The organism is Anaerolineae bacterium (assembly GCA_035529315.1).
Classification (GTDB): domain Bacteria; phylum Desulfobacterota; class Desulfobacteria; order Desulfobacterales; family ETH-SRB1; genus Desulfaltia.
The window spans coordinates 1-15,332 of sequence record DATKWZ010000034.1 but is presented as its reverse complement, the minus strand read 5'-3'; the positions used below and the strand labels follow the sequence as shown (position 1 = coordinate 15,332).

General features: G+C 41.9%; 16 protein-coding genes. 8 read left to right on the top strand and 8 right to left on the bottom strand.

What is annotated here, in order from left to right; translation table 11 throughout:
- Nucleotides 1–502: 502 nt before the first annotated feature.
- Nucleotides 503–670, top strand: coding sequence for a hypothetical protein (locus VMW78_06255; GenBank protein HUV50603.1), 168 nt, complete (start codon nt 503–505; stop codon nt 668–670).
- Nucleotides 654–1,688 carry a GGDEF domain-containing protein gene (locus tag VMW78_06250; protein HUV50602.1) on the top strand — a complete coding sequence of 345 codons (1,035 nt, stop codon included), beginning with the start codon at nt 654–656 and terminating at the stop codon, nt 1,686–1,688. The genes VMW78_06255 and VMW78_06250 overlap by 17 nt, the downstream gene beginning before the upstream one ends.
- Here VMW78_06250 and mltF read toward each other — a convergent pair.
- Together mltF and VMW78_06240 are read right to left on the bottom strand one after the other, a co-directional pair.
- Nucleotides 1,671–3,086, bottom strand: a complete 1,416-nt coding sequence (mltF, locus tag VMW78_06245; GenBank protein HUV50601.1) for a membrane-bound lytic murein transglycosylase MltF — start codon at nt 3,084–3,086, stop codon at nt 1,671–1,673. The two genes, VMW78_06250 and mltF, sit on opposite strands and share 18 nt — an antisense overlap.
- Before the next feature lie 6 nt (nt 3,087–3,092).
- A complete protein-coding gene (locus tag VMW78_06240) occupies nt 3,093–3,527 on the bottom strand; it encodes a hypothetical protein (protein ID HUV50600.1) in 435 nt (144 codons plus the stop codon).
- 421 nt (nt 3,528–3,948) lie between these two features.
- Here VMW78_06240 and ispG point away from each other — a divergent pair, with 421 nt between their 5' ends.
- Genes ispG through VMW78_06225 form a run of 3 tightly spaced genes read left to right on the top strand, consistent with a single transcriptional unit; the run spans nt 3,949 to nt 8,683 of the window.
- Nucleotides 3,949–5,034 carry a flavodoxin-dependent (E)-4-hydroxy-3-methylbut-2-enyl-diphosphate synthase gene (ispG, locus tag VMW78_06235; GenBank protein ID HUV50599.1) on the top strand — a complete coding sequence of 362 codons (1,086 nt, stop codon included), beginning with the start codon at nt 3,949–3,951 and terminating at the stop codon, nt 5,032–5,034.
- Nucleotides 5,018–6,538 (top strand): proline--tRNA ligase, encoded by a 1,521-nt coding sequence (proS, locus tag VMW78_06230; GenBank protein HUV50598.1) that lies wholly within the window; start codon nt 5,018–5,020, stop codon nt 6,536–6,538. The genes ispG and proS overlap by 17 nt, the downstream gene beginning before the upstream one ends.
- A gap of 3 nt (nt 6,539–6,541) precedes the next feature.
- Nucleotides 6,542–8,683: a bifunctional (p)ppGpp synthetase/guanosine-3',5'-bis(diphosphate) 3'-pyrophosphohydrolase gene (locus VMW78_06225; GenBank protein HUV50597.1), complete on the top strand. Its 2,142-nt coding sequence runs from the start codon at nt 6,542–6,544 to the stop codon at nt 8,681–8,683.
- Here VMW78_06225 and rpmB read toward each other — a convergent pair.
- The 5 genes from rpmB to trxA all read right to left on the bottom strand — a co-directional run bounded on the left by rpmB (nt 8,680) and on the right by trxA (nt 11,636).
- A complete protein-coding gene (rpmB, locus tag VMW78_06220; GenBank protein HUV50596.1) occupies nt 8,680–8,871 on the bottom strand; it encodes a 50S ribosomal protein L28 in 192 nt (63 codons plus the stop codon). The two genes, VMW78_06225 and rpmB, sit on opposite strands and share 4 nt — an antisense overlap.
- A gap of 153 nt (nt 8,872–9,024) precedes the next feature.
- The gene (locus tag VMW78_06215) at nt 9,025–9,351 is read right to left on the bottom strand and encodes a DUF523 domain-containing protein (protein ID HUV50595.1); all 327 of its coding nucleotides are present in this window, start codon (nt 9,349–9,351) and stop codon (nt 9,025–9,027) included.
- A gap of 11 nt (nt 9,352–9,362) precedes the next feature.
- Nucleotides 9,363–10,016 carry an outer membrane protein assembly factor BamD gene (locus VMW78_06210; GenBank protein HUV50594.1) on the bottom strand — a complete coding sequence of 218 codons (654 nt, stop codon included), beginning with the start codon at nt 10,014–10,016 and terminating at the stop codon, nt 9,363–9,365.
- 352 nt (nt 10,017–10,368) lie between these two features.
- A complete protein-coding gene (trxB, locus tag VMW78_06205) occupies nt 10,369–11,298 on the bottom strand; it encodes a thioredoxin-disulfide reductase (GenBank protein ID HUV50593.1) in 930 nt (309 codons plus the stop codon).
- 11 nt (nt 11,299–11,309) lie between these two features.
- Nucleotides 11,310–11,636: a thioredoxin gene (gene trxA, locus VMW78_06200; protein HUV50592.1), complete on the bottom strand. Its 327-nt coding sequence runs from the start codon at nt 11,634–11,636 to the stop codon at nt 11,310–11,312.
- Nucleotides 11,637–11,830: 194 nt separating this feature from the next.
- On the opposite strand from trxA, the gene purN reads away from it, so the two are divergent.
- Entirely contained in the window at nt 11,831–12,658 is an 828-nt protein-coding gene (gene purN, locus VMW78_06195) for a phosphoribosylglycinamide formyltransferase (protein HUV50591.1), read from the top strand.
- A gap of 75 nt (nt 12,659–12,733) precedes the next feature.
- Here purN and VMW78_06190 read toward each other — a convergent pair whose 3' ends face one another.
- On the bottom strand, nt 12,734–13,705 hold the full coding sequence (locus VMW78_06190; protein ID HUV50590.1) for an integron integrase: 972 nt from the start codon (nt 13,703–13,705) through the stop codon (nt 12,734–12,736).
- A gap of 158 nt (nt 13,706–13,863) precedes the next feature.
- Between VMW78_06190 and VMW78_06185 the strand changes: the two genes are divergently transcribed.
- Together VMW78_06185 and VMW78_06180 are read left to right on the top strand one after the other, a co-directional pair.
- A complete protein-coding gene (locus VMW78_06185) occupies nt 13,864–14,598 on the top strand; it encodes a hypothetical protein (protein ID HUV50589.1) in 735 nt (244 codons plus the stop codon).
- Between the two features lie 100 nt (nt 14,599–14,698).
- Nucleotides 14,699–15,208 (top strand): hypothetical protein, encoded by a 510-nt coding sequence (locus VMW78_06180; protein HUV50588.1) that lies wholly within the window; start codon nt 14,699–14,701, stop codon nt 15,206–15,208.
- The last annotated feature ends 124 nt before the right edge of the window (nt 15,209–15,332 follow it).

The following is a 15,332-nucleotide window of genomic DNA, read 5'->3' as shown; positions in this document are numbered from 1 at the left end:
GCTTTTTTTATACTTAATCAATTATATATGTAACAGTTTTATAACACTGTCAATGGTAGGTTTTGAAAAAGTCAGTCCATGCTTCACCATATCCCCTTGTACCCCCTGAATCCTTCAATCAATTCCTTGAAACTCTTGGGCCGATGATATTGCTATTCGCTATTCAACTTTGACGCCAAATTCCCACCAAAGCCCCAAAAGTCCACCTCTTTCAAGATAACTATAGCCGAATGGGGTTTAGGCGTACAACGCCATTGGCGCTCGGTAGCAAAACAATTAAGGGGTATCTGAAAGTAGTTCGCGCCTCTGGGCATAGGGATTGGTTGGCTGGAAACATGTGTCAATGGTTTGACGATGCCGGGTAAAAAAAGAGGGTTGTTTAAAATATTGTGTCAAAACTTTGACTTAATGGGGAGCATATTTTCCCTCGAGGCTATATGGCGGGTACAAATGCAAATTAACCCTGGGTGAGCATGGGATTTTTATAATTTTCAGGAAAAGTATGAAAATATTTCATCCCCCGGCGGGAAAATTTTGCCAATCCCTGCACGATTCCTACAGCATTACCCTTGAAAAACCGGATTTTCTTTACATTGGCATGGGACTTGCTTTTACAAATAATTTTAAGGATTGCTTTTACAAAGGATGGCCCCATGATACTACCCATTAAAAGATTTTTCAGAAATGCAAGCACAGCGGCACATGTTTTCCTTGGAATAGCACGGCGCATTGATTACAAGGCACTTAACCATTATATCATTTCCATGAACCAATGCTCGTCTCTGGACAATATTTTGCAAGAGGCTTCTCGATGCTTAAAAGAAATTTTGGACTACCACCTGTTTGCCTTTGCCGTACAAGACCAGGATCAAGACCGGTTGGATGTCTGGATTGATCCACGCATTTATCAGGCACCATTAAAGCAATTGATTTATAAAGATTTTAAAACGATTGGGGATTTAGAGATCCATTCCATCAATGAACAGGCGAATACGACCAGCGAATTGCTGACGTTTCACGATAAAAATCTTCTCTCCTATCCACTGATGGATGATAAGTGCTTGGCACGAATGTACATTTTGCCTGAAAGGCATATGCTGCCATACCATGATGAAATTTTAGAAATTATCGTGAAGACACTCGGGGTGGCGCTGAAAAATTACTTGAGCATTAAACGGCTGAAATATGATGTGGCGTTGGATTCCCTCACCGGATGTTATAACCGAAAGGAGTTTGATCGCCTTTTGGGTCACCATATAGCCGGTTCCAAGCGCTACGATCGAGACCTTTCGATCATCATGTTTGATATCGATCATTTTAAACAGGTAAACGATACCTACGGCCATCCTGCCGGTGATGCGGCGCTGAAAGCAATTTCAAAAGCAGTTTTAAATGCCATTCGCAAAGAGGATTATTTGGCCCGGTACGGTGGAGAAGAATTTGTCGTGGTGCTGCCGGATACGAAAACGCCAAAAGCGATGGAATTGGCGCAACGGCTTAGAACCGTTATTGAAAACCTCGATATTGCGATTACCCGTGAGCAAAGCATCCGAAAGACGGCTAGCTTTGGCGTTGCAACGCTTAGTGAGAACGATGACCAGAAAAGCCTTGTTAATGCAGCGGATGTGATGCTTTATCAAGCCAAATCCGCCGGAAGAAACAGGGTGGGGTTAAAGGTTTTGTTTTGACCCGTTATCTGTATTAAATACCAGGCTCATCCGTTTTAGAATATCATAATAAATCATTATCTGCTTAACATATTTTATTGGTTCTTTTCCTCTGCAGTATCCGTATTTAGCCTTTTCATAATACTTTCGATATCGTAAAAGAGGTAGAGTTTTCCCCAGAGAAGACCATTTGTCCGGATCAAAGTTCATTTGTCTTGCAAGATTTCTTGCATCCAGTATATGCCCCTGCCCTATATTATATGCGGCAAGAGCGATAAACAACCTGTCTGAAGAATCTGCTCCGTCAAAATGTTCGTATAGATTCTTTAAATGGCGAATTCCTGCATTAATATTCTGGACCGGATCAAACACGTCATTTACCCCAAGACTATCGGCAGTCGGAACTGTCAGTTGCATAAGGCCAAAGGCTCCTGAATGACTTGTTGCCTCAGGGTCGAAATGAGACTCCTGATATATTTGAGCAGCTATCAGCCTCCAGTCAAATCCATATCTATTTGCTACATCCTTAATAAGTTGGCTGTATTGGGGCAATCTGGTTTTAAGCCTTATGTGATATTTTCTAAGATCAACATAATCAAAATTATCTATATCTGCATAATATTTATTGTATATTTCATTGAGCTTGCCGTTTTTTTTAATTTTGTTAAAAAAGAGATCGATTTTATTCAGAAGTCTGGTTTCATCGGGGTTTACCGCCCAGCCCAAATCCTTCTCGTTACTTATTGCTAATGCAAGCGCTATCTGAGGATAGTATCTTCGGTTAAGCAAGGCAATGTTTCTATCAGCAATAGTAATGTCAATAGTTCCTTCCGCCACCTGTTGTATCAACTCATCGGTTGGAATATTGTCATACAGTTTAATTTTAATATCTATTCCATCTCTTCTAAGAGCTTTAAGCCTTTCCTGATAGAATGTTCCCCTTCTGACATGAACAGTCTTACCTGCAAGATCCGCGACTCTTTTAATGCTCGTATTGTCGCGACGGACAATAACATATTGTTGAGTTGACATGTAACCATCGGAAAAAGCAGCCTCTTTTTGCCTTTTAGGTGTGACAGCCATGTTGGCGGCTATAAATGAACCTGTTCCATCTTTTAAAGCCGAAATCATCGAGTCCCATTTTTCAGCTATATTTACCTCTAAAGCAACTCCAAGATAATCCGCAAAAAGCTTTGCGAGCTCATATTCAAAGCCCATAGTCTGGTCTCTGTATAAATAATAACAATGTGAATTGTTACGAGTTATTACAGTAATTTTGCCTGCATCAAGGATCTTGTCCAGTTCACGAAATCCAGATGAATTTATATAGACAAAAAGCAGATTGCAGGAAATAAACAAAAGAATAATTGCTTTATTGAGCAGAGATTTCAGAATGTTATTGAAGCTATTGCCGGCCATTTATGATTAAAAAGCTCCTAATTGACACTTGATTATTTTGATATTCAGGGCCTCACAGGCAGAGCTTACCATCATCTTGTGGACGTTAAATTCAGATGCGATCTCCCATGCACTTATGCAAGGCAGTCTTCCTTCAATCAGCCTGTCATGGATTGCTTTTTTTAAGTTCCGGTCTTCAGGCTCTTTAGCTTTAATGATTTTTTTTTGAGGTTTATAACCAAACAGGCCCAGCTGGCATTTAGTCAGCCTGAAATTTATAAGATCAACAGTCCTTCCCACTTCAGCGGCTGCAACCCGCAGACTGTCTGCGATCTGAAATGCGACAAGACATGGGAGCTCGCCGTCCTTATTCTGTTTTAAAATTTCATTTTTAATAATAGTACTTATTTGCGCTTTGTTTTGATGTTTTGCTGCAAATTGATTGTTTTTCTGATCAATCATTATTTTATTCCTTTTGTTAATACAACTTGATAGTATAGGAAATCCCATTTTTTGCCTAATGAATTCAGCGCGATAAGACAAATGCATCGCTGAGCAGGAAAGTGCCTAAAATGAGCTAAAGTGCCTAAAATGCCTAAAGTTGTGGTACGCCTTCGGCGTGCTAATTGATAACCCACTTGCCGGCCGACTATCCGGCAGGAGCTACAGGATGTTGTCACTCCACTACTTTAGACACTCATAACTTTAAAATCCGTTGCACCGAAGGTGCATTCCTTAACTTTAGGCACTTATGTTCGCACCGAAAGTGCGCTAAGTTGATGTTGGGCAGTTTTATACAGCAATTCAATTAAAAACACAATTATAAAGCATAGAGCTTCTATTTGCTTGAACAAAATTAAAGCCTTTGTTAGTATTTTTAATTATGAAAATAAAACGTAAAAAAACACGTCGGATCATGGTCGGGAAAGTAAAAGTCGGTGGAATGGCTCCGATTGCTGTTCAGTCCATGACTAATACTTTTACTCAGGATGTCGCGGCCACGGTTTTACAAATAAAACGTTTGGAAGAAGCCGGGTGTGAGATTGTCCGGGTGGCTGTGCCGGATATGGAGGCTGCCGAGGCAATTTCTGCAATAAAGGACAAAATATCGATCCCTCTTATAGCAGATATCCATTTTGACTACCGCCTGGCAATTGCTTCGGCTGTGGCCGGAGCTGATGGCTTGAGATTAAATCCAGGTAATATAGGAGGAGCCAAAAAAATAAAGGCGGTTGTTGAATGCGCAAAAGAATTTAATATCCCAATCAGGATAGGAGTTAATTCCGGCTCTATTGAAAAAGATATTTTGAAAAAACATAAAGGCGTTACTGCTGAGGGTATGGTTGAAAGCGCCACCCGTAATATAGAATTATTAACATCATATGGCTTTTATGATATAAAATTATCTATAAAAGCATCGGATGTGCTCCGCAGTGTTGAGGCTTACAGGCTGCTTTCATCAAAAACCGATTTTCCTCTTCATGTGGGTATAACAGAGGCTGGCCCTCTTTATCCTGGGATAGTTAAATCATCACTCGGCATAGGGATGCTTCTCGCAGAAGGGATAGGTGATACGATCCGTGTTTCCTTGACCAGAGATCCTGTCGAAGAGGTTCGTGTGGGCTATGAAATTCTGAAGGCTCTTGATATTCGCCGGCATGGTCCTGATATAATATCATGTCCGACCTGCGGCCGTTGCAACATCGATCTGTTTAATATTGTCAAGCAGGTTGAAAAAGCCCTTATATCAAATTCTCTGCCAATTAAGATAGCCATAATGGGCTGCATTGTAAACGGCCCGGGAGAAGCAAGGGAAGCGGATATCGGAATCGCAGGCGCTGACGGCGCCGGGATACTGTTCAAAAAGGGGAAGGTGATAAAAAAGTTTTCTCAGGAAAAACTCGTTGATGTTTTACTGAAAGAAATTGAGCTGATGGATAGAAAGGATCAATATGGCAAAACAGGTTAAAACCGCAATAAGTCCGACAAGAGCTGAAGATTATCCGGAATGGTACCAGCAGGTGGTCAAGGCCTCGGATATGGCTGAGAATTCACCTGTAAGAGGCTGCATGGTAATAAAGCCGTGGGGATATGCTGTTTGGGAAAATATCATGCGCATCCTTAATGAAATGTTTAAGGCAACAGGGGTGAAAAATGCATATTTCCCATTATTTATTCCCCTTTCTTTTCTTGAAAAAGAGGCCGAGCATGTTGAGGGGTTTGCAAAGGAATGCGCAGTTGTATCGCATCACAGACTTGAAAAAGGCCCAAACGGCGGCCTGGTGCCTGCAGGTCCGCTCAATGAACCTTTGATAGTGAGGCCGACTTCCGAAACAATTATCGGAGATGCATTTTCAAAGTGGATTGCCAGTTATCGTGATCTTCCGATACTCATCAACCAGTGGGCAAACGTCGTCAGGTGGGAAATGAGGCCCAGGATATTTCTAAGAACCAGTGAATTCCTGTGGCAGGAAGGGCATACAGCCCATGCTGCAAAAGAAGAGGCGATTGAACGGGCTCACCTGATGCTTGATGTTTATTCACAGTTTGTTGAACAATACTTAGCCATGCCTGTAATGAGGGGGAAAAAGTCCGAGGCGGAAAGATTTCCAGGGGCTGTTGATACTTTTTGCATCGAAGCCATGATGCAGGATAGAAAGGCTTTGCAGGCCGGCACATCACATTTTTTAGGGCAGAATTTTGCCAGAGCATCCAACATCAAATTTCAGTCTGCCGAAGAAAAAGAGGAATATGCATGGACAACCTCATGGGGAACATCTACGCGTCTTATAGGGGGTCTTATAATGACGCACAGCGATGATGACGGCCTTGTGCTTCCTCCCAAAATCGCATCTTCACACGTTGTTCTGCTGCCGATTATAAGAAAAGCTGATGACAGACAAAGGGTAATGGAGTTTACTGAAAACCTTGCAAGGGAGCTTAAGGATAAATTCTTCTGCGGCCGCAGTCTGGAAGTTGAAATCGACGATCGTGAAATCGGCGGCGCAAGAGGATGGGACTGGATTAAAAAAGGTATCCCTCTCCGGGTTGAAATAGGGCCCAGAGATATTGATAATAATTCCGTATTTGTGGCAAGGCGTGACAGGTCTCATAAAGATAAACAATCATTTAAAAGAGATGATTTTATCAATCAAGCAACAGATATACTTGATGAAATACAGGTATCTCTTTTTGAACGCGCTCTGTTGTTCAGGAAAGAGCATAGTGTGACAATCGAAGACAAAAAAACATTTGTTGATTTTTTTACACCCGAAAATAAAGAAAAACCCGAAATTCACGGTGGATTTGCATCATCATGCTGGTGCGGATCAAAAGAGTGTGAATCAAAAATCAAGCAGGATCTTGGCGTTTCGATACGATGTGTTCCGCTTTTCAGCATAAAGGAAAAAGGCAGGTGTATTTACTGCGAACAGCCGGCAGCCGGCCGTGCAATATTTGCAAAGGCATATTAACCCTTGATCCGAATCACCGATATACTTGACAAGGTTGCCGACAACAACCCTGATGCAGATCTGGATATTATAGACCGGGCATATATTTACTCTGCCAAGGTACATGAAGGACAGATGCGGCTGTCAGGCGAACCCTACCTTGCTCACCCAATTGAAGTAGCCTATATTCTGGCAGATATGAAACTCGATTCAGTCAGCATTGCAGCCGCTCTTTTACATGATGTAATCGAGGATACCCACGCGACTTCAGAAGAGATAAAAGATATATTCGGCCCCGATGTCTCGCATATTGTATCCGGTGTAACCAAACTGAGCTCACTTGCCTTTGACACTTCACAGGCCCGTCAGGCTGAAAGTATCAGAAGGATGATTCTTGCCATGGCGGATGATATCAGAGTTATACTGATCAAGCTGGCTGACCGCCTTCATAATATGAGAACGCTGCATTTTCACACAAATGAGCAAAAAAAAATAAAAATTGCCCAGGAAACCCATGATATTTACTCGCCGCTTGCCGCGCGTCTTGGAATTTACTGGATGAAAAAGGAGCTGGAAGATACCGCCTTTATGTATCTTCAGCCTGAAGAATATTATAAAATAAAAGCCCTTGTCAGTAAAGATAAGGAGGGGCGGGAACAATATATTGCAACAGTCAAAGATTACATCAAAAAAAAGATGGCTGAAAATGGTCTGGAATGCAAGGTTTTAGGCAGATATAAATATTTTTACAGCATTTACAAGAAAATGGTTGATCAGGATCTACCATTTGAAGAAATCTACGATATTATAGCATTCAGGATAATCCTCGATACAATACCCAGGTGCTACGAAGCGCTAGGACTCATACATTCATTATGGAAACCTGTTCCCAGGAAATTTAAGGATTATATCGGGGTTCCCAAGCCAAATATGTACCAGTCTCTCCATACAACAGTAATCGGGCCTTATGGTGAACGCATTGAAATACAGATCAGAACATGGGAAATGGATAGGGTCGCCAAATCAGGTATAGCGGCTCACTGGGGTTACAAAGAGGGGAAACGTATTGATGAGAAGATAAGCAATGCCTTTGCATGGATTCAGAATCTGGTTGAAAACCAGCAGGCCATAAGAGATCCGGATGAATTCATGGAAAGTGTCCGCATAGATCTTTTCCCTGACGAAGTCTATGTTTTTACGCCAAAGGGAGAGATTAAAACGATCGCCAAGGGCGCCACTCCGGTTGATTTTGCTTATTTAATTCACTCAGAGGTAGGTGATCGGTGTATTGGAGCTAAAGTTAACGGGCATATCGTTCCGCTGCGGTATGTATTAAAAAACGGAAATATATTAGAAATTATTACTTCAAAAAACCATCACCCAAGTAAGGATTGGCTGAAGTTTGTCAAGACCGTCAAAGCCCGTTCAAGGATAAGGCAATGGATAAAAAATCAGGAAAGAGAACGCAGCATTACACTTGGCAGGGAGATGTGTGAAAAGGCTTTTCGTAAATACAGCCTTAATTTTAATGAACTATTGAAATCAAAAGAGATGCAAAAGGCAGTAGAGGATTTTGGTTTTAGGACGATCGAGGACATGATCGTAGCTATTGGTTACGGTAAAATAACACCGTTGCAGGTAATCAGGAAGGTTATTCCAAAATCTGAATTAGACGAAGAAAAATCTATTTTAAACAAGATCATAGGCCACGTTAAAAAGAAAAAACCAAAGGCAAGTGTAATAGTACATGGTATTGATGACATACTTATAAAATTTGGAAGGTGCTGCCAACCTGTCCCCGGAGATTCTATAACCGGCTATATTACACAGGGTTACGGCGTAACAGTTCACAGGTCCAGTTGTGTAAATGCCTTAAAAATAAATCCGGAACGGGAGATAGATGTGGAGTGGCACAAGGCTATTTCAGAAATTTATCCTGTAAAAATAATCGTTCGTTCCGGCGACAGAATTGGCTTGCTGGCCGACATTGCAACCAGCATCAGTAAACATGGCTCGAATATTGTCAGCGCCAAAACAGAAACCATGGAAAACGGCGATGTCGAAACTTTTTTTACAATTTATGTTAAAGACATCGACCATTTAAATGCGCTTCTATCAGAGATTAAAAAGGTAAAGTCTGTTTATGATGCCGGCAGAGAAAGTTAAGGAGCCTTGACAACCAGACCTGACTTTATACAGCTTGTACACACGACCATTTTTTTTACCTTCCCGTTATATAATGCTCTTACCTTTTGAAGGTTTGGGTTAAAATACCGCTTTGTCAAATTATGGGCATGACTTACATTATTTCCTACTAAAGGTTTTTTCCCGCATATTTCACACATTTTAGACATGATTGTTTCTCCATTTTCTTGATTTAAAATACAGCTTATTTCTTCAATCTTTATTCCTTGCCGAATTAAAAGAGCTGCCGCAACTCCGGTTATATTGTTTGATTCCGTGCTGCCCGACATCTCAGGACGCGACCGCTCCCACATACCCACCCCTCACGAAGGGCTTTTATCTTTTAAAAAACAAAATTTAACATTATGCACTTTTATCTGATTCAAAGCAGCATAGGCTCCATCAATAAAAGCCTTTGTATTGTCTATTCCATGAATGTTTACGACTCTTGCATTTCCATCCAACACATCAAAACCATCTCCGTCAACAAGTCTGGACGGATCTCTCGGGGTTGCAAGCCCTCCTAACTGTTCAGGACAGATTGGCAGAATACTTTCCATTGCCAGATGCTTAAAGACAATGGCACTTTTTTTGCTTTTCCCATCATATCTGCAGTTGTAACCAAGCAGACATGCGCTTGCAGCTACCATTAACATGTCCTTTATTTGTTATTTTCTTCTATCAATGCTTCACATTGAGCGATATATTGAAGCGCCTTATAATGCACCCCAACATCAGGGTAATCGGATATAACCGACTTGAATCTGGCCAGCGCCCCCTTGTAGTGTTTGCTCTGATAATAATACAACCCTACCCCGAACACACCTTCGGCAAGGCTTTTATCGCATTTCTCAATATATGCTTTTCCCATATGAGCGTATTTATCACGCGGGAACTGCTTTATCAGACGTATAAATGTGGATTTTGCCTTTTCCGCCGAACTCTGATCCCTGTCCGGCGTGCTCACCTGTTCAAAATAACACAGCCCGATCCGGTATATTATATAAGGTATGGCCTCGTTATTGGGATGAAGATTTTCAAACTCCTCATAAGCAAAAATAGCATCTTCATATTCCTTTAAACAGTAATAAGCGTCGGCAATTTTCAGTTCCGCAAGGATCGCAAATTTACTGAAAGGATACCAGTCTTTTAACTTTTCAAATGATTCAATCGCTTTTTTATAATTTCCACTTTTGAAATCATCCATTCCATTGCTTGCAAGCTCCTGGGCCGGTTTTTCTTCCTTTTTTTCAAACCACGCGCAACTGGAAAAAACAAAAAAAGAAATTAGACAAAATATTAATATACGTTTCATTATAATAATTTAGGCCTTTTAAAGAGACTTTTTGACAGGATTAACAGAATGTTCAGGATTAAAACATCAAAACTTATCCTGTAAATCCCCGTTAAAATCCTTTACTTTACGTTTGATTTCAACTTTCCGTTTACCAAAATTAATAGTTAAATCTTAAAACCACAACTCATTCAGATTGTAAACTCTATAAGCATAACCGATGATTTTTAGGTCAATTCTTTGTCTTTTATTTGTTTGTACACCTTCCTCGGACTATGATTTTTTATGATTTACTGGATTGCTAAAATGAGATTTAATCTTGTTTGTCCTGTTATCCTGTCTGATTTTTTTCAAATGGCTAAAGCATTACGTTTCATTTTATATTTGCTATATAATGCTCGGCTGAAAATGCCGCAATTGCAGCATCACCTGCTGCTGTTACAATTTGTCGCAGCGGAGTGTTGCGTACATCTCCTGCAACAAATACTCCAGGCAGCGAAGTCTCCATGTTTGAATCGGCTATAACAAATCCGGACTCATCCAACCTGACACAGCCGCCTAAAAATCCGGTGTTTGGATGTATGCCTGTCCAGACAAAGCATCCATCAACCTGCAACTTTTTTGAGTCATTTGTTTTAACATTTTTTACCGTAATATTTTCGACATTGGTTAAGCCGCCGTTAATGCTTGTTATTATTGAATCCCAGACAATTTCTATCTTGTTGTTGGCAAAAGCACGTTCCTGCAAAATCTTCGTTGCCCTGAGTTCGTCCCTTCGATGAATAAGATATACCTTGCTGGCAAATTTCGTAAGAAATAAGCTTTCCTGCACCGCGGTATTTCCTCCTCCAATTGCAGCGACTACAAGGTCTTTATAGAACGGCCCGTCACAAGTAGCGCAAAATGATACCCCTTTGCCATAAAATCTATCTTCACCGGGAACACCCAGTTTTCTTGGGGAAGCCCCTGTGGCTATGATAATTGTATAAGCGGTAATGGTTCTATCGGAAAGCCTGACTTCCTTGATATTTCCAGAACAATCGATTGAAATTACTTCATTGTTTTCAATATTAAGATCAAACCGCTTTGTTTGCTGTGTTATATTTTGGATCAGATCGGCTCCGCTAAGACCTTTGGGAAAACCCGGATAATTTTCGATCCAGTCGGTTGTAATAACCTGTCCGCCCGGAATGGCCTTCTCAACCAGGATAACATTTAACCTGGCTCGTGCCGCATAAAGACCGGCGGTCAGCCCCGCGGGACCACCGCCGATTATTACAAGGTCGAAATCAGCCTTTTTCATCACAAAATTTCCTACAGTATTTTATTTATAATTTCTTCAAGTTTTGCTTTCGCAACTATACCTATTACCTGATCAACAACATTACCCTGTTTGAAAAACATTAATGTTGGTATTGATCTGATACCGTATTTTCCAGGTGTGGCAGGATTGTCATCAACATTGAATTTTACAAATTTGACCTGCTCGCCGAAAAAACCTGATATCTCATTAATTACCGGACCGATCGCCCTGCATGGCCCGCACCACGGAGCCCAGAAATCTACCAGCACGGGTTTATCCGCCGCTAATACCTCGGCATCAAAACTGTCATCGTTAACTTCTACAATATTTGCTGCCATAATAACATATCCTTTTTATTTGTGTAGTTACAAAAAAAATATAATAAGGTATCTCAACAATAAAGTCAAATATAGTAATATAAATAATCATTGTCAATATTTATGGATTTCCAATCGGAAAAATCCTTACAATTGACACATGAAATCGGTTTTGTTACATAATCGCTATTGCGGTTCAAGGAGGAAAATAATAAATGGGCAAAAAAATAAGTATCGGCGCTCTAATCTCAGGAGGTGGCACAAACCTTCAGGCCATTATTGATGCATGCGAATCAGGCAGGATAGATGGAAAAATGGTGTTTGTGGGATCGGATAACCCTGAAGCGCGAGGGCTTGAAAGGGGTCTTAAACACAAAATTCCTACATTTGTTGTTAACTACAAATCGATAATACTAGATTATAAGAAAGAGCCTGAGCAGGTTATCCTGCCGGATGATTTTGATCTGGATGATATACTTTCCAAACAGCATCTGTTTTCAGATAATGCAGCCGTTGAAAAGGTAAAATCCTTTATTATTACAAGGGCTGTTGCCGAGGCAAAGCTTCTTGAAGAAATGAAATCTTATCCATTTGACCTTCTTGTTTTAGCCGGTTTTATGAGAAATTTTACCCCATATTTCATTAACAGGGTAAATACTGATCCAGGTGTTCAGCGCATCATGAATATCCACCCTGCCCTGCTTCCGTCCTTTCCTGGAGTCGATGGATATGGCGATACATTCAGGTATGGATGCAAAGTCGGAGGCTGCACAGTACACTTTGTCGATTATGGCGAAGACTCCGGGCCCATAATAGGTCAGAAGGCATTTCAGATCAAGGAGGACGATACGTTGGATTCAATCAAGGAAAAGGGCCTGAAATTGGAGTGGGAACTCTACCCTGAATGCGTTCAACTATTCGCACAGGGCCGCCTGCAAACCGTAAAAATGTCATATAAACTTAAAAACGGCAAAATACTGCAACGAACCGTGGTAAAAATTGCACAACCGGCAAGCCTTCAACACGCATCACCCCGGTTATGAAAAGGGACAATCCTGGGCCGTCCCCTGCCCTGTTTTTTAACAACCATTTAAGAAACCTTGCGCGACCTTCAAAGATCAAAGGTCTTCAAGCGGGCTGATCACGCCTTCGCCACCTTGCTGTAGAACGTGTGTGTAGATCATTGTCGTCTGCACATCTTTGTGGCCCAGCAAACTCTGGATCGTACGGATGTCTGTACCTCGCCGGAGCAAATCCGTCGCAAATGAATGGCGAAACGTGTGCGCACTAACCCGCTTTTGGACGTCGGCGGTCCGCACAGCATTGGCGATTGCCTTGTTGATGGGACTGGGATCCAGATGATGGCGCCGGACGATGCCCGTGCGCGGGTCAGTTGACAGTTTTTGAGCGGGGAAAACGTACTGCCATTGCCACTGTCTTGCGGCATTGGTGTATTTTCTGGCAAGAGCGTGGGGCAGATAGACTTCGCCGTATCCGTTGGCAATATCTCCTTCGTGAACGATTCTGACACGCATCAAATGCGTCTCCAGCGCCGCTTGGAGACTGGGTGGTAATGTCGTGACTCTGTCTTTGTCCCCTTTACCGCTACGAACTGTCAGCGCCTTCATATCAAAGTCAATATCATGCACCCTCAGCCTCAGGCATTCGATGATGCGCAACCCCGAACCGTACAACAGTTTGACAACAAGCTGATGAATTCCGGTCATCGCACCAATGATCCGCTTCGTCTCATCCCTTGTCAAGACAACAGGAATCCTGATCTTCCTGATCGCCCTTTCAGCGTTGATTTTCTCGTCCAGTGGTTGTTTGAGTACATGTTTGTAGAAAAAGACCAGCGCATTCAACGCCTGATTCTGTGTCGATGGCGCCACATTCCTATCGCGAGCTAAAAACGTCAGATACGTTTCGATCTTCTTTTCTCCATCACTCAGGTCATCGCGCGACTTCATATTGAAATGAAGGACAAAGCGTTTTACCCAATCGCAGTAGCTTCGCTCCGTGCGAATCGAATAGTGTCGGCGCCGCATTACATCGCGCATATCATTCAGAATATTACTTTTACTTGACATAGCTTTCTTCCTGTTTTATCGTTTTTTCATGGTTAGAGAGAATACACTATATTGAATATTGAAAACAAGCAAATTTGCCTGTTTGTCTGTTCAATATCAGGATATCAGGCAAATTTGCCTTATATGTAAATGTTGTGCCATAGATTTGAGAGGTGACCATGCCGACATTCAAGACATATCATCCGTATCAGGTTGATTTGGATCTGATTAGCAAATCGTCGCTTCGCGTAATGAATCAAGAGAAGCGACTCATTGCCGAAAACCCCTTTCTTGAAGTACTAAGAGGCATTCTGGGACAGGACGATCACTACGAAGTCGAAGACCTATCTTTTACCTTACCAGCACTGGTTGTGAAAAGCCGGGGAGAGGAAATCCGGATCGAAACACAGAACCGAGACGAAACCTATCTCCTTCATCTCCTCAAGTTGTGCCTGGAAGTCGGGAAGGAAGGCTGGGTGTCGGAATGGGCTTGGTACTACATCGAGGATGACCGCGTCATAGAAGACCCCGGAACCGCCTTTATCCACTTCTTCATATGTCAGAGCGGTAAGATTCTCAGAGACCTGGTGGTCCTTCACGACATACCTGAGGGCCTTCTTAAGGAAAAGGAAGATTTCTTCTTCTTTACCGACCGCGAAAACCAAATGGCAGAGACACGCTTGTACTTTGAGGACTTCCTTCAGAACTCGCGACACGGACAGCTTCTGTTTAACAGGCTCAGAAACAAACGAGATATCGAGCTCTTCGGTTCCATGTCTCCCCGCGTCGATGAATTTCCTCTTGGTACTATCATGGCAAGAATGAACATTATACTTAAGGAACTGAGGTGGCAGCGGTGGATTTTGGTTGTCGCATTCATCGTCATAGCTGCAATTTTGCTGTATAAACTGTGACTCATGAAGTGCTGGGCACAACAAGTCGTGCACCGGATCGGCGGAAAAGAGCGCCCGCCTCCCGGTGAACTCCAGCGTTGGGCTTTTAATGGAGGAAAAAATGGAACTCATTTTTCAATCATCACCAAAGGTCGTAGTCGCGACAAATACATTCCTTAATGTTCCAGTTATTTTAAAATATGAAGATACTCCGCTCATGGAAATAATTCAGGATCAAGGAATTGGCTTTACAACACAAATACCTATCTATCATTCTGATGGAACGTATTTGGCAAAGGTTAAGGGTAATCGTATTTTTCCCACTGAAGCAGGAAAAAAAGCTAACATCGAAATAAGAGATACGCCAGGCAAATTTATTTGTAGCCTTGATAAGAAAGAAATGTTCGAACTAACCCACGGTGTTGGCGATGAATTCAAGGCAGATGCAGAATTATATGCTCCTGATGGTTACTTTGTAAAATGTTCCGAGTCTCCGAAACCCGAACTATTTGATGTAAAGGGTAATTCTATAAGAGTTGGTGGTATTACTATGATTGGGAATATTTTTCAAAATCTGTCTATAGGCATTTGGCTGCGTAAAGATGGTTCCTGTGCAATAGGCGTGAGATAAAGCCCAACAAAAAAATCAACCCGACCGGCGGAAAAGCTCGCCGGCCGGTTATTTTCGCCGTTAGCTGCCTTAAAGAGGATCTGAGTGCAAACACTAGATTTAATATCAGAGTGGAACCGCTGCA

Excerpts from the sequence above, each read along its gene's own strand:
- trxB (HUV50593.1), bottom strand. The coding sequence starts at position 11,298 with ATGAAAAAGGCTGATTTCGACCTTGTAATAATCGGCGGTGGTCCCGCG.
- VMW78_06185 (HUV50589.1), top strand. The coding sequence starts at position 13,864 with ATGCCGACATTCAAGACATATCATCCGTATCAGGTTGATTTGGATCTG.
- VMW78_06240 (HUV50600.1), bottom strand. The coding sequence starts at position 3,527 with ATGATTGATCAGAAAAACAATCAATTTGCAGCAAAACATCAAAACAAA.
- VMW78_06215 (HUV50595.1), bottom strand. The coding sequence starts at position 9,351 with ATGGTAGCTGCAAGCGCATGTCTGCTTGGTTACAACTGCAGATATGAT.
- rpmB (HUV50596.1), bottom strand. The coding sequence starts at position 8,871 with ATGTCTAAAATGTGTGAAATATGCGGGAAAAAACCTTTAGTAGGAAAT.
- ispG (HUV50599.1), top strand. The coding sequence starts at position 3,949 with ATGAAAATAAAACGTAAAAAAACACGTCGGATCATGGTCGGGAAAGTA.
- VMW78_06210 (HUV50594.1), bottom strand. The coding sequence starts at position 10,016 with ATGAAACGTATATTAATATTTTGTCTAATTTCTTTTTTTGTTTTTTCC.
- trxA (HUV50592.1), bottom strand. The coding sequence starts at position 11,636 with ATGGCAGCAAATATTGTAGAAGTTAACGATGACAGTTTTGATGCCGAG.
- VMW78_06190 (HUV50590.1), bottom strand. The coding sequence starts at position 13,705 with ATGTCAAGTAAAAGTAATATTCTGAATGATATGCGCGATGTAATGCGG.
- purN (HUV50591.1), top strand. The coding sequence starts at position 11,831 with ATGGGCAAAAAAATAAGTATCGGCGCTCTAATCTCAGGAGGTGGCACA.
- VMW78_06180 (HUV50588.1), top strand. The coding sequence starts at position 14,699 with ATGGAACTCATTTTTCAATCATCACCAAAGGTCGTAGTCGCGACAAAT.
- VMW78_06250 (HUV50602.1), top strand. The coding sequence starts at position 654 with ATGATACTACCCATTAAAAGATTTTTCAGAAATGCAAGCACAGCGGCA.
- VMW78_06255 (HUV50603.1), top strand. The coding sequence starts at position 503 with ATGAAAATATTTCATCCCCCGGCGGGAAAATTTTGCCAATCCCTGCAC.
- mltF (HUV50601.1), bottom strand. The coding sequence starts at position 3,086 with ATGGCCGGCAATAGCTTCAATAACATTCTGAAATCTCTGCTCAATAAA.
- proS (HUV50598.1), top strand. The coding sequence starts at position 5,018 with ATGGCAAAACAGGTTAAAACCGCAATAAGTCCGACAAGAGCTGAAGAT.